Below are 16,150 nucleotides of genomic sequence, written 5' to 3' on the forward strand. Positions count from 1 at the left end.
TAATTACTTTTACATTGCCGCCTTAGTTAAATTTCCCAATAGGTCAGGACGGAAGCCCACAATTGGTGCTTCATCTTCAACAAATGTAACTGGAACTGATTGATAACCAGCTTCTTTTAATTCTGCAAGGGCCGTTGGATTTTCTTCAACATTCACCTCAGCAAAATCAACTTGATATTGTCCTAACAATTTTTTAGTCATCATGCATTGCACACAATTATTTTTTGTATAAACAGTTACCTTTTTCATGGCACTTCTCCTAGCAATTTACTTATATTTTGTATCCGAAATCTGAATAACTGATGTTGAGTATACTGTAAAAAGATAACAATTTGCAAGGCTAAAAAATTATAAATAAAACGCTTGACAAGGCATTATCACAGCCACACAGGCAACAGACGTCAATGTTACATTTGCATTAAAAATAACGTTCCGTTATGCCGAACATTTTAAAAAACCTGTCCCAATCAGCGTCTATCCGTCTTTCAAAGCAATCTCCAAATTTGTCTCTTGAAAGTTATTAAAATTCCGGTTACTGTTTGAAGTAACAAAATTAATAAAGGACCTATTATGAACATTCGTTTACTCTATATTTCTCAGTCTGGGAATACCCGCGCTTTTGTTACCAAATTAGTTGACTATGCCAAAAAACTGAACGGTCCACAATTTGAAGCCGTTGAGATTAATGACTTAACCCCGGATCACCATGAAACTGAACCTTACTTTGTCTTTGTGCCTACTTACTTAGATGGTGGTAATGGTATTGACACTGGTGTGAAAGAAATCATGACTAATGCACTTTATGATTATCTAGATTACGGGAATAATGCGCGCCATCTGCTTGGCGTAATTGGTTCTGGTAATAAAAACTTCAATATCCAATATGTTTTAACAGCTAAACGTTATGCGGAGACTTTCGGTGCGCCATTAATTGCTGACTATGAATTACGTGGAACCGAGCACGATATTGACCGGATTTATCAAGCCCTCTGTCAAAGAATCAAGGCTGTCTCAAACTAAATAAAAAGCTCTCATTCATGATGAATGAGAGCTTTTTTATTAAATTCATTAAATCTTACCACCAACCGTTAGCTTGACGGAAGGCAACGGCATTTGAAACTGAACCGTAACGTGAGTTAGCGTAGTTAACCATACCTTGTGTTTGTTGAGCAACTGATCCAGTTCCCCAGCTTTCCTTAGTTTGGCCTAATCCACGGTATCCATTAGCTGATACGGCGTTAGCATTTCCACCTGATTCAGGCATCACAACAGCTTGCCACAAAGCAGCTGATCCACCGTTAGCGATGAATTGGGCGTAAGTTGAACCACCAGCGTTTGTTGCTTGCGCTGTGTTAGTAGTTGTTTGTTGCGTTGAAGCAGCTTGTTGTTGAGCTGGTGCAGCCGCTGTAGTGGTTTGGGCTGCTTGTTGCTTTGGTGCTGTAGCAACAGTTTGTGTAGCTTGTTGCTTAGGAGCAGCCACTTGAGCTGTTTGCGTAGCTTGTTGCTTTGATGCAGCTTGCGTTGCAACTTGTTGGGTAGCAGCAGGCGCAGCGGCAACAGTTGTTGTAGCTTGGGCTGAACCTTCGGTTTCAAGTGTTTCACCAGCATAAATCATGTCTGGGTTTTCAATGTTATTGATTTCAGCTAACTTATCCGCTGTCGTGTTGTAGTTTTGTGCGATAGATGCAAGAGTATCACCTGACTTGATTGTTACTTGATCGGCAGATGCAATTCCAGTTGCACCCAAAAGCCCGGCGGCAGTTGCAGTTGTCATTAAAATAGCTTGTTTAATATTCATGTGAATTAATACTCCTCTTTAAGTGAAAAAATATCTAGGTCGGTGCTGAACTCATATGCAATATCAGCAGCTCACGACCACCTCATCGACAAATAATAGTTTAACAAGCTGAGCAGTTAGTGCATGACAAAGAGAAATCAAAACTTTACAACGTTATGACAGGGCTTTAATCTTCACAACGTTCAACCCATTCATAGCGCTAAAAGACCGCGCTAGAGCAATTTATATTCAGCATTATTTTACGAATACTCGCAATTTTTTTTGAAAAAAAGTCGTTTTCGATAAAAAATGCACATTTTTCTAAACAACATAAACGTTTTTCTCTTTTTGTTGCAAAGTAATGACATCTAATAAGTTATTAAAGAGTTATTTTATTTACAAATAATGCTAGTCAATCAAAAAAACAGCATACCGCTCGGTACACTGTTCAAGTTAAATGACTTCTAATACATCACGATCAACTAATTCTTGCAAATAATAATGATACAATTGCACCATTTCTGCATTGTCTGATAAGTTAAACAAATTAATGGTGACTGTTCCCGCTGGATTGAGCGTTTTAATTTTCATGCCATTAAGTTCAGCATTAACCACAATTTTTAACTTAATTGCTTGATTAATCGGCTTCATAGGTTCCAATGAACGTTCCATCACAAACGTACCATTCGGCTTAGATACAAAACCAGTATCAGTCAACGCATATCGTTTAATCTTTGGACTTACCCTGTACGTCTTATCATCACCTGGAATATTAATGACTTGTTCAAATGCCATTTACTTCACCTGCCTTTATTCTCATCATAAAGTCCTTATTCAGCTTGATTCAAAAAATCTAACAATACTTGTGCCGATTGACGGCCAGCTTCAATAATAAAGTCATCAAAGGTTGGTCCTGCTTCACCATTGGCGTTATCAGAGATTGCTCGTACAACTGCAAATGGTTTTTGATACGTCGTTGCCACTTGGGCAATGGCTGCGCCTTCCATTTCAGCTGATAGTGCATCTGGGAAATGACTTAAAATCGTTTCTTTTTGTGCGTCATCTGCAATAAATGAATCACTCGTTACAATTAATCCTTGTAAACGTTGCTTATCAGTCGCTTTAGCAAAATCTTGCATCAACTGTTCTGATAACCATGCATCTGTTACATACCGAGCTGGTTGTTGCGGAACTTGTCCATATACATAGCCAAAGGCTCGTGCATCTGCATCTGCATACGCTAACTCATTTGCAACGACAACATCACCAATCTTCAAATCATGCCCCAACGCACCCGCTGAACCAGAATTAATCACATAATCAATATCGAATGAATTTAACAATAAGGTCGTCGTGATTGCCGCTGCTACTTTTCCAATTCCAGCCTCAACAATGACCACATCTTGTTGTCCAACTTTTCCAGTATAGAAAACTTTACCATCGATGGTTACTTCAGCTTGGTCAGTCATTCCTTCTAACAATGCCACTTTTTCTTCCGCCATGGCATTTACAATTCCAAATCGCATATTTACTCCTTAAAAGAAAAACAAAATAATATAGGTTACTAAAATCAAGCCTAATAACACCAAAATCACTAAATTAAGTTTGTGCTTAAGACGTGTCGTTAAACCGAATTGGGTTAAACGCCGCGTTTGTGGATCCAATTCATACTTACCACGCCCTGTTAATCGGTACTCTTTTCGTGTAAGTGGCGGATCCATCTGCGCTAATGTCGTTTTCACTTGTGCTTCTCGTTGCTTTTTTTCTTGATAATTTTGATATTTTTCTTCAAAAAAAGCCTTTATCTTTTCCCACATAATTCTAATTACTTTCCTTGCAGTGTCTGCCAGTAAAAATAGGCCATTAAAGTTTTGGCGTCATTTAACTTGCCTGCACTAAACAATTGATTCATTTCATCCAAAGTATAGTACTTTAAATCAATTGATTCATCATCATCTTGTGGTAATGCATGCTCGACAGGATGTAAGCCTGTTGCTAAATACAATTCCATATATTCATCTGAAAAACCAATTGACGTGTAGAATCCAGCAATCTTTTCAATATGATCAGCTGACAATCGAGTTTCTTCATTTAATTCGCGTTGCACAGTGTCTAAATAATTATCATCACGATTATCGACTTTTCCAGCTGGAATTTCTAATGTCTTCGCCTGAACCGGCGCCCGCCATTGCTCTTCTAAAATCATTTTGCCATCATCAGTCAAGGCTAATATTGCGATTGCGCCACTATGATAGACAATATCACGATGTGCTTTTCTACCATCTGGTAAAGCCACGACCTGCTCGGTCACTCGAATGATGTGTCCTGCATAACGCTCATCTTCTTGCAAAACTGTTTCTCGATAATTTTCATCCATGCTTAAGCTTCTCCTTGTTCCAGTTCAACTAAAGCAGCTTGTGGTCCGCGTACCCCTGGTACAACGACAAATGAGACCGCTGCACCGATTGGTAATGAACGTACACGCATATTTTCTAAACCAGAGAAATGGACGAAGACATCATCCATGTCAGGGGCTTGAATAAATCCAAAGCCTTTATCATCATCCCATGTTTTAACTGTTCCATGTAATTTTTCCATTCCATTTTCTCCTCTACTTTAATTGCCACAAAGTCATCACGATTACTAAGACATATACAACTAAAGTCACAATGCCAATAATTCGCCACCAATTTAACAAAAAACGTTTAATTACAAACTGTTGTGTGCCAAATGTCTGATAAATAGCAAGCGCGATTCCCCAAATTAAAAACATGCACATCATCGGTCCAACCACTGAGTAGTGCGTACTTTGAAAAGTCATCGCCTCCATACTCCACCACATTGGTAAGATCATTAAATCAATGACGCGCAATTTTTTCGGCCAACTTTGGTTGACCCGCTTTACTAGACTCAACAGTAGCCAAAGCAGTAAAACAATTAAAATCGAATAAGGCCAGTTAATCGCAGTTGCCATAATAAATCTCTTTTCTTCGTATAATATCTATTCCATTATACTTGATTTAGCCAAGTCTGTGCGAATTCTCACGTTAAATTTGCTATAATATCAATTGTGTAAAGATTAAAAAATGTTAATGAGGTATGCCGATGAGCAAGCGTAAGCAAAAATCAACAATGCAACGTATCCTACAATTCTTTGTTGTGTTCATGTTAGTTGTCCTAGTTGGTTCATCACTCTTAGTGATTTTGCAACTATTTTAATTAAAAAGCTAGTTAACTGGTAATTCAGCTAACTAGCTTTTTTTATGCTTGATTATTATTAATATCCCAAATGTTTGCAACTTGAATCTGATTAAGCATTTCAGTCGTATTATCACCGGTAACGACCACATGTCCACGCTGTTGACTATAAGGGATCGTTGGATAAAGATTAATCGTCCAGTTTTCTTGAATTCCCCAATGTAAAGCAAGCTTATCTAAATCAGCCTCAACTAATGGTAGATAAGCTGACTCTTGCAACACCTTAATTGGCATCAATTTTTGACCAGTTAGGGCCCGCATATGTTGCGCTTCAACTGAACAATTACAGCTAATGTTGTACATTAAATCAACTCGCTCTGTTCCAGCAGTCACATCACATAAATAAAGTGTCCCCGAATCTGCGTAAAAGAAATGTACTGCATAGGCACCAACATAGTTTAAAGAGTTTCCAATCTTCGTGGTAATCTCACGCATTTCTTGTCGTACACTATTTTCAATATCACCAACGGTCCACGCACTATGTAATTTATTTTTATCAGTAATGCGTTGACGCAAAGGATAGTAAACAAATTCGCCATTTTGATCCCGAACAGCGGTCATCGAATATTCTTGAACATGTTCTAGCCAACTTTCAATAATGACTGGAGCCCCATCAATCAAAGGGGCGACCTTTCCTAAATCATATGCGCCTTTTAAGACCACCGCATGATTTTCATGGTGATGGCGTGCAATTGGCTTAACAATAACCGGATAGCCCAAATTTCGAGCTGCTGAAGCCACATCATCTAATGACGTTCCAATTTCATACGGCGTAATATTAAAAGCTTGTTCTTCAGCAAAAGCCTTGCTTAGAGCGTGGTCATCCGTAAAGCTAATCAAATCATAGCCCTGGGGGACATTTGCCTGTGCTAGTTCTAGGGTATTGATGACATCACTTGGTACCCAAGATGATGCATAGGTAATTAAATCACTTAGCCCCATAAAATTAACGAGTTCTTCACGTCCAACGAAACGATAATCGGCTTCTTTCATCACTGGTGCTTCCGCAAAGTCACTATATGCTGCAACCGTATAACCTTGGCGATGGGCTACTTGAGCAACATAATTACTCATAATATCATCACCTAATATTCCAATTGTTGCACCCGGTAAAATGTTCCCACTCATCTAACTAACCCCTTAACTCTGATCGTATTTATTTAAATGATATTTTTCGATGATTTCTATTAATTTTGAAGCATAATCTGGATCTGTAGCATAGCCACCATCAACCAAACCTTGTGCCGCATCACGATAGTTATGACTGCGAATCACTTTAGCATACCGCTGCGAATTATCTGATGTGCCATGTTCAAGCAAGGTTGCATGCGCCCACATCGACTGTTCCCAACTATCATACCAGCGAAAGGATGCGTTGACAGTCTGCCACTGTCCATTGACATATTCTTGTGTCGGTAATTTGATGTTTCGCGTGTTTGCAGAACCCTTAACACCATACAAATTATTGTATTTAGCTGCCAACTCAGACTGACCCCAATTAGATTCTAGTGCTGCTTGCGCTAAACTAATCGATGCCGGCACCCCTTTTTGTTTTTGAATCTGGACCGCAGTAGGTGCCAGCTTCTTTATAAAGGCTTGCTTGCTCATGCCAGGTGTTGCCGATGTTGTCGGTGCCGGTGTATTCAATTGAACTAACCGAATCGTGACAAAACTACCGATAACAAAAACAATGAGCAGGGCTACAATAACCTTTATATTATTCTCTTTCTTTTTCTGCACTGCGCATCCCCTCTATCAAAGGCACCATCAGCGCTGCCTTTATAATCACTACTTTATCATACAATATTTTGGTGTGACATGTGTAAATAAAAAAATAGCAGACTTAACTGCTATTTTCCTTAAAAACTATTAAAATCCATGGTCCATCGCCAACAATTGATTAAATCGTGGTGAAGTTTCAAGCAACGCTTGGGGAGAACCTTCCAAAGTAATTTGGTGATGCTCAATAAAGATAACGTTATCCACCAATTCAACCCCAGTCAAATGATGTGTCACCCAAATTAGCGTCTTATCTTGCAAAGTTGCAAAAATTGTTTGCAAAACCTCTAACTCCGTAATCGGATCAAGGCCAACCGTTGGTTCATCTAAGATAACAATCGGTGTATCTTGTAGCAAAATTCGGGCTAGTGCAAAACGTTGCTTTTCACCACCAGAGAACCGCTTTCCAGCTTCAGTCATTGGTGTATCTAACTGTTCTGGTAATTGTTCCACCAATTCTTTCAAATTGACTTGGTCTAATACATCCCAAAGTTGAGCATCACTTGCATGCAACTTACCCAATTTCAAGTTATTGGCAACTGTCGTGTCAAATAAATAAGGTTGTTGATCCAAAACCGCAATTAACTCTGCCCGATGACTTTGTAATTGCGAAACATTTATACCACCGACCGTTACCGCTCCAGTATTTGGTACTTCATCCCCTGTAATTAACTTAAGCAAGGTTGATTTTCCGGCACCAGAAGGGCCTAAGATGGCTAGATGTTCACCAACTGGAATATTTAGGTTTATATCATTCAAAACATTTTTGCCACCATCATATCCAAAACTGACATCAGCCAAATTAATTGTATTTTCCAAAGGTAGCTGATCAACCTGAGGTAATTGTTGATTGGTCTCAGCCTGACTTTCTTGATCCATGGCATTCAAACGCTTGATTGAATCTGTGTAACGTGGCAATTCGCCAAAGCCTTGACTGATGCTACCCAAAGCATCCGTAATTGGGAAAAGTACCAAGCCAAAAGCAGCAATCCAGTTTACACCGAAAGTAGAGTGACCAAACGCCATTGTCGCAAAAATAATCAAAGCTAATGCAGCAATTCCCATTACCACTTCAGAGCTAAAGTTACGCCACCAATCAAAGTGATCATCCTTGGTCTGTAAATTACCAAGTTGATCAAAATCTTCTTCTTGATTATCAACTAGTTCCTGTGTCCGTCCTGACAAAGTCCAGTCTTGCAAGCCCATCACAGCATCCGTTAAGTTAGTATAAATTTTATTTTCGACTTGTTTTTGTGTCGCATCACGTTCGCCCATAATTGCCAACGTGATAAGGGGAATCACAATTGCATCGATTCCTAAAATAATAAAGATTAACAAGGCCATAATTGGGCTAAAAATACCCAGCGCGATTGAACCCAAAACATAAAGTAACCAACCAATAATACTTGGGAAGACCACACGAAGATACATATTCTCAATCTTAAACAAATCATTGGCCATCAAATTAAAGACTTCACCAGTTTGTACATGGGCATAAATACTTTTGGTCCCAGCCTCAACAATTTGATAAAGCCGCTTACGGAAAACAGACACAATTTTCAAAACCCAGTTGTGCGAAGTCAACCGTTCAGCATAGCGAAAAGAAGGCCGCCCAATTCCAAAAGCACGGGTTAACACAATTGGCGCATAGACCATTAAAATATTACCAGGTCGTTGAGCTGATCGGGAAATCAAGAATCCAGAGGTGAACATTAAAGCCCCTCCACAAAAGAACGTCATGAACCCCAGGAAAATAATCAAAGCAAGGAGGCCTTTATATTTAGTTAAATAAGGAAAGACCCAACGATCATTTTTTACTGTATGCCAAAAATTACGCATTTTCTGTCCCCCGCATTGCATTTCTTAATTCAACAAAGTAGCCATTATTGGCTAATAATTCATCCAAAGTACCTTGTTCAACGATTTTTCCATCTTTCATAACCAAAATCCAATCCATTTCAGCTAACCAGTGTAACCGGTGTGTCGCAAAAATAACCAAATGCTGATCAAAAACTGGTAACATCGTTTCTTTCAATTGCATCTCTGTTTCAATATCCAAATGAGCCGTTGGTTCGTCCATCAAGATAACGTGCCGGTCTGGATTCAACATGATTCGTGCTAAGGCAATTCGTTGCGCTTGACCACCTGATGTCTGCATTGCACCATCACCAATAATCGTGTCCAAACCGTTATCTAATTCATTAAACCAGCTTGATAAGCCAACCCGTTCAATCACAGCCATGATTTGGTCATCCGTGGCTTGTGGACTATAGAAGGCCAAATTTGCCCGTACGGTATCATGGAAAATATAAGGATCCTGTGGCATCACTTCTAAATTCTTTTGCCAATCGTTTTGAGCAAAATGAGGTACTTCTTGTCCATCAATTGTGATAGCACCCTCACCACTAACAAAACCACCTAATAAATTAAGCAAGGTTGATTTTCCAGAACCTGAGGTCCCAACAAGTCCAATCCGCTCATAACCCTGCGCTTTAAAACTAATGTCTTGTAATGCATTTTGCTTCGTATCAGGATAATGATAATTTACATGGTCCAAAGTCAAAGTGCTTTGTGCGTTCCAACTTGCTGGCGCATGGTAAATTTCACGATCAGTTGGCTCAGGTTGTTCCAAAATATCCATAATGTCAGCTAAAGCATTCTTTCCATCTAATGTGGCGTGATAATCATCAGCAAAATTACGGATTGGCAAGAAATACTCTGGTGCCAAAATCAAAATCGTTAGCGCTGGCGCTAATGTCATTGAGCCATCCATTAAGGCAAGTCCCAAGAACAAAGCCACTACCGCAATTGATAATGTAGTCAAAAAATCAAGCGCAAAGGTTGATAAGATTCCAACACTAAGGGTCCCTAGGGTCGCTTTACGATAATCTTCTGAAACTTCATACACGTTATTCGCATATTGCTTAGAAAGGCCCAGTTGCTTAAGCGTGGTTAAACCACGTAAGGTATCAACAAAATGATTAGATAAACGATTAAAGCGATCATATTCTCGATCCGCCTTGGCTTGTGCCGTATAACCTAAGATGATCATAAACAAAATAATCACTGGGTATACAATCAATAAGAACGCCGCTTGTTCCCATTTAATCGTGGCAATATAAAGCAAAATCAACCAAGGAATAATACTGACATCGATAAATTTTACTAACACTAAGGTCAAATAATTATTAACTTGACTAATCCCTTCAATCACCAAATTAACAGACTTACCAGTCCCATTATTAGCAATTAATGTTGGGCCTAGCCGCGTGTATTTCTTGATTAATTCTTTTTGAAGTTCATCCGTGGCACGATTAGCAAATGGTACCAAGACATAGTTTTTAACGACTGTTAGAATCTGTCGCAAGATAAAAGCAGTGATAAAAATGCCCAGTACGAGCGCAACTTGTTGCAACGCTCTGTGTTGCCATAGTTCCGTTAAACTAACACTCAAAAAGCGACCTTGGCAAATAATGATGACTGCTTGAATCAAAGTCAAAACTGATAGCCAACCAAGAGCCTTTTTGGCTCCTTTAAATTTAAAAATTCTTGGGTCTAACATGAAGCAACTCTCCTATTTATTTATGTTATGTACAAAGAGGGAACAACAATTGTCGCTCCCTCTTCAATATCCTATATGTTAATTTCCATATTTTTCATCGCCACCAACTTGAATTCGCTTACGGAAGACCCAGAAGCTCCAAGCTTGATAACAAACAACGATTGGCACAACTGTTAATGCGATAATCGTCATCCACTTCAATGTGTATGGTGTTGATGTTGCATTCTTCAATAGAATTGAATTTGCAGGATTGTCGGCAACCATAACACGTGGATACAAACCAATCAAAAGTAATGCAACAACGGTTGCAATTACCAATCCAAGAGCCATAAAGGTCCAACCTTGGTGATCTTTAACATTTGTAAACCATGCTAATAGCGTCAATCCAACAATGACAACTAACAAAATCAACGTAATCATTGGCTTTGTTGTAAAGAAGTCAGTGAAGAAATACAAAGAAACCGCGAAGGCAACTTCACCAAGTAACAAGACTGGATAGAGTACCTTAAGTTGTTGCTTAGCACGTTCAACAAGTGGGCTTTCAGCCAACTTTAAGCGTGTGTAGTTAAGACCGTGCATATATGAAAGCAATGCAAGGGCAACCCCCGCAACAACTGAGAAAATGTTGACATAGTCGAAGAATCCAGCTGATAAATCACCAGCGGCATCAATTGGCATACCTTGCACAACATCAGCAAACATCAAGCCAAAGAAAAATGGCACGATGAATGATGTAATTGAAGCAATGGTAGCCCAAAGCTCACGATACTTTGAAGTATACATTTGCTCACGGAATTCAAATGATACACCACGGAAGATTAAGCCCAACAAAATGATGAACAAAATCAAGTAGAAACCTGAGAACAATGAAGCATACCAGTATGGGATTGCCGCAAACATGGCACCACCACCGGCGATTAACCAAACTTCATTTCCGTCCCAGTGAGGTCCGATTGATGAAATCAACGCATCTTGCTCTTCTTCATTCTTGGCCACAGTCTTTAGTGACATACCAACCCCAAAGTCAAATCCTTCAAGGAAGAAGAATCCGATAAATAGGACGGCGACTAACAAGAACCACAAATTTTGTAATAGTGAAGGCATTAGTTGTTACCTCCTTTTTCGTCAAACGCATCCGCAGAGAATGGATCTGCAGGAATTTGTTCTTCATCTACTTCTTCATCAACAGATGCTGGACCTTGAATCATAACACGACGTGTAAGGTAAATCATCACACCGCCCAAGGCAGTAAATGTCAAGAAGTAAACGATATTTGAAATAAATAGTGATGCAAATGAAACATTAGGTGATACGGCATCGGCAATTGTCAAGACGCCGTAAACAACCCAAGGGTAACGACCTAATTCAGTCACTAACCAACCAGCGGTTGTCCCAAAGAATGGGATAAATGTTGATAATCCAAAGATCCACAAGATCCAACGATACTTTGTCAAATCGTAATTTGACTTCTCACGTGTAAACCACCAAGCAATTGCAGCCAACAAGCCCAATACGCCGGCCACAGCAGACATAATACGGAATGCATAGAATAAGGTGTTCTCAGGTACGTAATAATTCATATCCTTACCGAACTTCTTATCATACTTTTCATGCAATTCTTTATTAATCGTTTCAGTACCTTGGTTATAACCAGTTAACTTGTGGTGAGCCAAGATTGATAGCATGTATGGTACATCAATTGACCACTCCACATCGTGTGTCTTAGGATTTGTATACGATACAACAGACCATGGCTGTTGCTTATCTTTACCACCGACATCTTCACGAATACCTTCCATAGCAGCAAACTTCATTGGTTGGTCTTCTTGAATCTTGTAAGCATGGCTATCACCAGTTACTAAGATTCCAAGTGTTCCAATCAAGGCAATGAATGATGCGATGTGAATTGACTTCTTAAAGAAAGTAACCTCGTTCTTATGACGCATCAATGAGAAAGCAGAAACACCAATCACGACGAATGGTCCAATCAATAATGTACCGAACAAAACGTGAGGGAATTCCAACCATAATTGATGATTAGTCAACAAGGCTGGGAAGTCGACCAATACGGCACGTCCAAATTTGTGATCAATCTTGAAACCAACTGGGTTTTGCATAAATGAGTTAGCTGCAAGAATCCACAAAGCTGAGAATGCTGATCCAATGGCCGTCAACCAGATGAACATCAAATGAACACCCTTCTTAAAGCGATCCCAACCAAATGACCAAAGTCCCAAGAATGTTGATTCACAGAAGAACGCAACCAAAGCTTCAACCGCCAAGGCTGGTCCAAAAATATCACCAACATAACGTGAATAACGTGACCAGTTCATTCCGAATTGGAATTCTTGAATGATTCCTGTCACAACACCAACGGCAAAGCTGAGAAGGAAAATCCGTCCCCAGAACTTTGTCATTCTCTTATATGTGTCATCACCCTTGATGACATATAAGGTTTCCATGATTGCTACGATTATCCCTAGCCCAATTGACAATGGCACGAAGAAGAAATGAAAAATCGTGGTCATCGCAAATTGGAACCGACTCAAATCTAACATCGTTAAACCTGTAATCAAGTCCATAACTTGCCTCCTACTCCATAAACTAGTTTCCTAAAACTATATAATTATAACGCAAAATCACCAAAAGTGAATATTAAATTTCTATTGCAAATATCAGAAATCTTGCAATATGCCCTATGATTGATATAAAAAAATGACAAAAAGTCATTTTGCACTTCTAACTTCACAAACTCTAATTCTCACTTAGTTTTAAGCTTAAAAATAACGCCAGCTTTTAAAATGTAAATTATATACTTTAAATATATTCGAAAAAGATTATTTTACTTCATTAGTTTCAAATTCAATTTTGTAGTGTTGTGTTTGTTCTGCTAATTTCTGTTCTTGTGAAAAAAGCCCTGCTGCATAAGCTAAAAGTTTTGCTTCTTTTTGTTCCTGTTTTTTTCCTAATGCGCTCGCCGCTTGAATTCTTAGTTCTTGTAGCTGTACCAATTCGTAAAAAGTATTTAATCTTGGCATGACCTGCATTGCCTGATTAATCCACAATAAGGTTTGCTCATAGTCTTTTTGTTGTGTCGCTAATTGTGCATAGTAACGGTACACTTTCACCATTACAGCTCGCACCATATCATTCTTTGCATCTTTTTTCATAGCATTATATAACTTCGTACAGCGCTCTAAACAATCCTTAGCATTCTCATATTCAGCCATTTTAATCCAGATAGCCCCCATCTCACTAAAAATTTCAATAATTAAGCCAACTTGCGTGTGCAGGACAGTACTCAACGCCAATTGCAAATAATGCAAAGCCTTTGTCGCTTCACCAATTCCAGAATGCCATAGTGCATTTAGCAAATAATATTCTGACATAACCAATTCTTCTAAGTCTGCATTAAAACTTGCTGAATTTAATAAATCATAAGCCTTTTGATACTCCAATTGATCGATTAATGTTCTTACTGTTGTTAACTGGACATGATTTTCTGTTGTAACTTCAGCAATTTGTTTAATATCAATGTGCAAACGTACACACAGTGCTTTTAAAACCGTCACACTAGTAATATGATTTTGTTTCTCAACTCTGGATACCATTGATTGATGGCAAATACCTTCAGCTAACTGCCCCTGTGAAATACCTAACTGCTCTCGTCTTTGTTTCAATAAACTTCCTTTAACAATCACATCAAATTCCCCCTATTTTTAAGTTGTTAATCTTTGCAACCATAAGTTTAGGGAAGTCCCAAGCAAACAACAAGATAACCCTGTTAACAGTTAACACTGTTAACATTTTCGATTTGCAGGACTTGAAGATGAATTTAGTCGAAACTTATATTCAATTCTTATAGTTTTTACTGTTATTCCATAAGGAAAATGATTAATCACTACTTTGAAAATCTGCATAATTTCTGAAAATATTTTTTATAAACTAGATCAAAACTTAGATATTGTTCGAAAAAAGTTAACTAAAATTAGACCTCCTACTTTCGTACTCTTAGCATTTTAGTTTAGTGAAATGATGTTATAATAAAGACACAGATTACTTCATGATGTTACACCTATTATTGGTTGATACGGAGGTAGTAAAATGCTGAAAGAATTTCTACTTGATGAGCGACTTGATTATGAGATAGCTAAATGGGAACAATACGATGAGGAATTTTCATCGGAGGAATTCAATTCAATCCTATTTGATAAAAATTCAGAGGATCGCGCTTAAATTGATAATCTTTAATAATTAAAAGGGCACTTCCAATTTATTGGAGTGCCTTTTTCTGTGTAGTCATGCTCATGTAATGCCTCAAATACTTCTTTATCCCTATGGTAAGACCTCTAGCAGCCATGGTAATTCATATATGGACCATTTACCCTTGCAGACTACCATGCAGCTTAGTACCGCTCTTAGAACCCATATCAATAATCAGTAGATTAGACAATAAAAAAACCACATCTTACTTGATGTGGTTTCACTAACTAACTTGTAATTCATAACGGAGACAGAGGGATTCGAACCCTCGCGCCGGTTGCCCGACCTACACCCTTAGCAGGGGCGCCTCTTCAGCCTCTTGAGTATGTCCCCAACATAAAAAGACACAATGCTTTTTAAATGGGACTGAGAGGACTCGAACCTCCGACCTCACCCTTATCAGGGGTGCGCTCTAACCAGCTGAGCTACAGTCCCAACAAAGCGGACGACGGGAATCGAACCCGCATTCCCAGCTTGGAAGGCTGGAGCACTAGCCATTGTACTACATCCGCAACATTATAAACCGAAACAAAACTTTTACGCTTTTATTTCTAAAAGCGGACGACGGGAATCGAACCCGCATTCCCAGCTTGGAAGGCTGGAGCACTAGCCATTGTACTACATCCGCAAAACAGGCATATCACTATGCCTATAATATGATGGCGCGAGGCGGAATCGAACCGTCGACACTACGAGCTTCAATCGTATGCTCTACCAACTGAGCTATCGCGCCAAAATATTAAACGGTCACAACGGGACTCGAACCCGTGATCTCCTGCGTGACAGGCAGGCGTCCTAACCACCTAGACCATGCGACCAAATTGCGGGTGCAGGATTTGAACCTACGACCTTCGGGTTATGGGCCCGACGAGCTACCAGACTGCTCCAACCCGCGATAATTATTATTAGCATCATCTCTGATGCGAAGGAGAATGTGGGATTCGAACCCACGCGCCGGTTTCCCGACCTGACGGTTTTCAAGACCGTTCCCTTCAGCCAGACTTGGGTAATTCTCCAATAGATACTTACGTATCAATCGCGGCGGGGGGAATCGAACCCTCGACCTCTCGGGTATGAACCGAACGCTCTAGCCAGCTGAGCTACACCGCGAAAATATTAATGTTGTAATTTAGCAATTACAATCGGGACGACAGGATTCGAACCTGCGACCCCCTGGTCCCAAACCAGGTGCTCTACCAAGCTGAGCTACGTCCCGAATACTACTCTGTTAAACAACCTAAGTTGTTTAATGCACCTAGCAGGAGTCGAACCTGCAACCTTCTGATTCGTAGTCAGACACTCTATCCAGTTGCGCTATAGGTGCAAAATCATGCCGGCTACCGGGATCGAACCGGTACGATGTTCCCATCGCAGGATTTTAAGTCCTGTGCGTCTACCTATTCCGCCAAGCCGGCAAAGCGAACTACGGGATTCGAACCCGCGACCCCCACCATGGCAAGGTGATGTTCTACCACTGAACTAAGTTCGCATGATATATGCCGACTAAAGGA

The 16,150-nt window shown here is 39.5% G+C and carries 18 protein-coding genes and 13 tRNA genes; 3 read left to right on the top strand and 28 right to left on the bottom strand.

From position 1 onward, the window contains the following. Nucleotides 1-9 precede the first annotated feature (9 nt). Entirely contained in the window at nt 10-249 is a 240-nt protein-coding gene (gene nrdH / locus JOC36_RS06890) for a glutaredoxin-like protein NrdH (protein ID WP_205145772.1), read from the bottom strand. Between the two features lie 321 nt (nt 250-570). Here nrdH and nrdI point away from each other — a divergent pair, with 321 nt between their 5' ends. Next, nucleotides 571-1,020, top strand: a complete 450-nt coding sequence (gene nrdI / locus JOC36_RS06895; RefSeq protein ID WP_205145773.1) for a class Ib ribonucleoside-diphosphate reductase assembly flavoprotein NrdI — start codon at nt 571-573, stop codon at nt 1,018-1,020. Nucleotides 1,021-1,075: 55 nt separating this feature from the next. On the opposite strand, the gene JOC36_RS06900 is transcribed toward nrdI, so the two are convergent. From JOC36_RS06900 to JOC36_RS06930, 7 genes are all read right to left on the bottom strand, one after another. Further along, nucleotides 1,076-1,798 (bottom strand): LysM peptidoglycan-binding domain-containing protein, encoded by a 723-nt coding sequence (locus tag JOC36_RS06900; RefSeq protein WP_205145774.1) that lies wholly within the window; start codon nt 1,796-1,798, stop codon nt 1,076-1,078. A gap of 432 nt (nt 1,799-2,230) precedes the next feature. After that, nucleotides 2,231-2,572, bottom strand: a complete 342-nt coding sequence (locus JOC36_RS06905) for a cysteine desulfurase (RefSeq protein WP_205145775.1) — start codon at nt 2,570-2,572, stop codon at nt 2,231-2,233. Between the two features lie 35 nt (nt 2,573-2,607). After that, entirely contained in the window at nt 2,608-3,303 is a 696-nt protein-coding gene (locus JOC36_RS06910) for a 5'-methylthioadenosine/adenosylhomocysteine nucleosidase (RefSeq protein WP_205145776.1), read from the bottom strand. Nucleotides 3,304-3,312: 9 nt separating this feature from the next. After that, nucleotides 3,313-3,594, bottom strand: coding sequence for a hypothetical protein (locus JOC36_RS06915; RefSeq protein WP_205145777.1), 282 nt, complete (start codon nt 3,592-3,594; stop codon nt 3,313-3,315). Between the two features lie 8 nt (nt 3,595-3,602). Further along, entirely contained in the window at nt 3,603-4,154 is a 552-nt protein-coding gene (locus JOC36_RS06920) for an NUDIX hydrolase (RefSeq protein WP_205145778.1), read from the bottom strand. 2 nt (nt 4,155-4,156) lie between these two features. Then, on the bottom strand, nt 4,157-4,375 hold the full coding sequence (locus JOC36_RS06925) for a cold-shock protein (RefSeq protein ID WP_205145779.1): 219 nt from the start codon (nt 4,373-4,375) through the stop codon (nt 4,157-4,159). 13 nt (nt 4,376-4,388) lie between these two features. Further along, complete coding sequence (locus JOC36_RS06930) at nt 4,389-4,751, bottom strand: DUF3397 family protein (RefSeq protein WP_205145780.1); 363 nt, start codon at nt 4,749-4,751, stop codon at nt 4,389-4,391. A gap of 131 nt (nt 4,752-4,882) precedes the next feature. Between JOC36_RS06930 and JOC36_RS06935 the strand changes: the two genes are divergently transcribed. Beyond that, on the top strand, nt 4,883-4,996 hold the full coding sequence (locus tag JOC36_RS06935) for a DUF4044 domain-containing protein (protein ID WP_205145781.1): 114 nt from the start codon (nt 4,883-4,885) through the stop codon (nt 4,994-4,996). 42 nt (nt 4,997-5,038) lie between these two features. Here JOC36_RS06935 and JOC36_RS06940 read toward each other — a convergent pair whose 3' ends face one another. From JOC36_RS06940 to JOC36_RS06970, 7 genes are all read right to left on the bottom strand, one after another. Further along, a complete protein-coding gene (locus JOC36_RS06940) occupies nt 5,039-6,163 on the bottom strand; it encodes an ATP-grasp domain-containing protein (protein ID WP_205145782.1) in 1,125 nt (374 codons plus the stop codon). Nucleotides 6,164-6,175: 12 nt separating this feature from the next. After that, entirely contained in the window at nt 6,176-6,775 is a 600-nt protein-coding gene (locus tag JOC36_RS06945) for a glucosaminidase domain-containing protein (protein ID WP_250780502.1), read from the bottom strand. Between the two features lie 129 nt (nt 6,776-6,904). After that, entirely contained in the window at nt 6,905-8,653 is a 1,749-nt protein-coding gene (gene cydC, locus JOC36_RS06950; protein WP_205145783.1) for a thiol reductant ABC exporter subunit CydC, read from the bottom strand. Next, nucleotides 8,646-10,376, bottom strand: coding sequence for a thiol reductant ABC exporter subunit CydD (gene cydD / locus JOC36_RS06955; protein WP_205145784.1), 1,731 nt, complete (start codon nt 10,374-10,376; stop codon nt 8,646-8,648). Before cydD ends, cydC begins: the two co-directional genes overlap by 8 nt. Nucleotides 10,377-10,454: 78 nt before the next feature. Beyond that, nucleotides 10,455-11,480: a cytochrome d ubiquinol oxidase subunit II gene (cydB, locus tag JOC36_RS06960; protein WP_205145785.1), complete on the bottom strand. Its 1,026-nt coding sequence runs from the start codon at nt 11,478-11,480 to the stop codon at nt 10,455-10,457. Continuing rightward, on the bottom strand, nt 11,480-12,958 hold the full coding sequence (locus tag JOC36_RS06965) for a cytochrome ubiquinol oxidase subunit I (protein ID WP_205145786.1): 1,479 nt from the start codon (nt 12,956-12,958) through the stop codon (nt 11,480-11,482). The genes cydB and JOC36_RS06965 overlap by 1 nt, the downstream gene beginning before the upstream one ends. A gap of 255 nt (nt 12,959-13,213) precedes the next feature. After that, nucleotides 13,214-14,077 (bottom strand): helix-turn-helix domain-containing protein, encoded by an 864-nt coding sequence (locus tag JOC36_RS06970; RefSeq protein WP_205145787.1) that lies wholly within the window; start codon nt 14,075-14,077, stop codon nt 13,214-13,216. A 403-nt stretch (nt 14,078-14,480) separates the two neighbouring features. On the opposite strand from JOC36_RS06970, the gene JOC36_RS08790 reads away from it, so the two are divergent. Beyond that, nucleotides 14,481-14,612 carry a hypothetical protein gene (locus tag JOC36_RS08790; RefSeq protein WP_275585864.1) on the top strand — a complete coding sequence of 44 codons (132 nt, stop codon included), beginning with the start codon at nt 14,481-14,483 and terminating at the stop codon, nt 14,610-14,612. 272 nt (nt 14,613-14,884) lie between these two features. On the opposite strand, the gene JOC36_RS06975 is transcribed toward JOC36_RS08790, so the two are convergent. The 13 genes from JOC36_RS06975 to JOC36_RS07035 all read right to left on the bottom strand — a co-directional run bounded on the left by JOC36_RS06975 (nt 14,885) and on the right by JOC36_RS07035 (nt 16,128). Continuing rightward, a tRNA-Ser gene (locus tag JOC36_RS06975) sits at nt 14,885-14,972 on the bottom strand. A gap of 28 nt (nt 14,973-15,000) precedes the next feature. After that, nucleotides 15,001-15,074, bottom strand: a tRNA-Ile gene (locus JOC36_RS06980). 5 nt (nt 15,075-15,079) lie between these two features. Beyond that, nucleotides 15,080-15,151 (bottom strand) — tRNA-Gly (locus tag JOC36_RS06985). Nucleotides 15,152-15,195: 44 nt separating this feature from the next. Then, nucleotides 15,196-15,267: transfer RNA gene (locus JOC36_RS06990), tRNA-Gly, on the bottom strand. Nucleotides 15,268-15,299: 32 nt separating this feature from the next. After that, nucleotides 15,300-15,372 (bottom strand) — tRNA-Phe (locus tag JOC36_RS06995). Nucleotides 15,373-15,383: 11 nt separating this feature from the next. Then, nucleotides 15,384-15,457: transfer RNA gene (locus JOC36_RS07000), tRNA-Asp, on the bottom strand. A 3-nt stretch (nt 15,458-15,460) separates the two neighbouring features. Then, nucleotides 15,461-15,534, bottom strand: a tRNA-Met gene (locus JOC36_RS07005). Between the two features lie 31 nt (nt 15,535-15,565). After that, nucleotides 15,566-15,655 (bottom strand) — tRNA-Ser (locus tag JOC36_RS07010). Between the two features lie 20 nt (nt 15,656-15,675). Next, nucleotides 15,676-15,749, bottom strand: a tRNA-Met gene (locus tag JOC36_RS07015). Between the two features lie 32 nt (nt 15,750-15,781). Beyond that, a tRNA-Pro gene (locus JOC36_RS07020) sits at nt 15,782-15,855 on the bottom strand. A gap of 34 nt (nt 15,856-15,889) precedes the next feature. Continuing rightward, nucleotides 15,890-15,963, bottom strand: a tRNA-Arg gene (locus JOC36_RS07025). Nucleotides 15,964-15,970: 7 nt separating this feature from the next. Next, a tRNA-Leu gene (locus JOC36_RS07030) sits at nt 15,971-16,054 on the bottom strand. 2 nt (nt 16,055-16,056) lie between these two features. Continuing rightward, a tRNA-Gly gene (locus JOC36_RS07035) sits at nt 16,057-16,128 on the bottom strand. Nucleotides 16,129-16,150 lie beyond the last annotated feature (22 nt).

This window comes from Weissella uvarum (genome assembly GCF_016908785.1).
In the GTDB taxonomy this organism is placed as follows: domain Bacteria; phylum Bacillota; class Bacilli; order Lactobacillales; family Lactobacillaceae; genus Weissella; species Weissella uvarum.

Coding starts and splice junctions, on each gene's coding strand:
- JOC36_RS06905 (WP_205145775.1), bottom strand. CDS start 2,572: ATGGCATTTGAACAAGTCATTAATATTCCAGGTGATGATAAGACGTAC.
- JOC36_RS06935 (WP_205145781.1), top strand. CDS start 4,883: ATGAGCAAGCGTAAGCAAAAATCAACAATGCAACGTATCCTACAATTC.
- JOC36_RS06965 (WP_205145786.1), bottom strand. CDS start 12,958: ATGGACTTGATTACAGGTTTAACGATGTTAGATTTGAGTCGGTTCCAA.
- cydB (WP_205145785.1), bottom strand. CDS start 11,480: ATGCCTTCACTATTACAAAATTTGTGGTTCTTGTTAGTCGCCGTCCTA.
- JOC36_RS08790 (WP_275585864.1), top strand. CDS start 14,481: ATGCTGAAAGAATTTCTACTTGATGAGCGACTTGATTATGAGATAGCT.
- JOC36_RS06940 (WP_205145782.1), bottom strand. CDS start 6,163: ATGAGTGGGAACATTTTACCGGGTGCAACAATTGGAATATTAGGTGAT.
- JOC36_RS06910 (WP_205145776.1), bottom strand. CDS start 3,303: ATGCGATTTGGAATTGTAAATGCCATGGCGGAAGAAAAAGTGGCATTG.
- JOC36_RS06930 (WP_205145780.1), bottom strand. CDS start 4,751: ATGGCAACTGCGATTAACTGGCCTTATTCGATTTTAATTGTTTTACTG.
- nrdH (WP_205145772.1), bottom strand. CDS start 249: ATGAAAAAGGTAACTGTTTATACAAAAAATAATTGTGTGCAATGCATG.
- JOC36_RS06920 (WP_205145778.1), bottom strand. CDS start 4,154: ATGGATGAAAATTATCGAGAAACAGTTTTGCAAGAAGATGAGCGTTAT.
- JOC36_RS06900 (WP_205145774.1), bottom strand. CDS start 1,798: ATGAATATTAAACAAGCTATTTTAATGACAACTGCAACTGCCGCCGGG.
- JOC36_RS06925 (WP_205145779.1), bottom strand. CDS start 4,375: ATGGAAAAATTACATGGAACAGTTAAAACATGGGATGATGATAAAGGC.
- JOC36_RS06915 (WP_205145777.1), bottom strand. CDS start 3,594: ATGTGGGAAAAGATAAAGGCTTTTTTTGAAGAAAAATATCAAAATTAT.
- cydD (WP_205145784.1), bottom strand. CDS start 10,376: ATGTTAGACCCAAGAATTTTTAAATTTAAAGGAGCCAAAAAGGCTCTT.
- nrdI (WP_205145773.1), top strand. CDS start 571: ATGAACATTCGTTTACTCTATATTTCTCAGTCTGGGAATACCCGCGCT.
- cydC (WP_205145783.1), bottom strand. CDS start 8,653: ATGCGTAATTTTTGGCATACAGTAAAAAATGATCGTTGGGTCTTTCCT.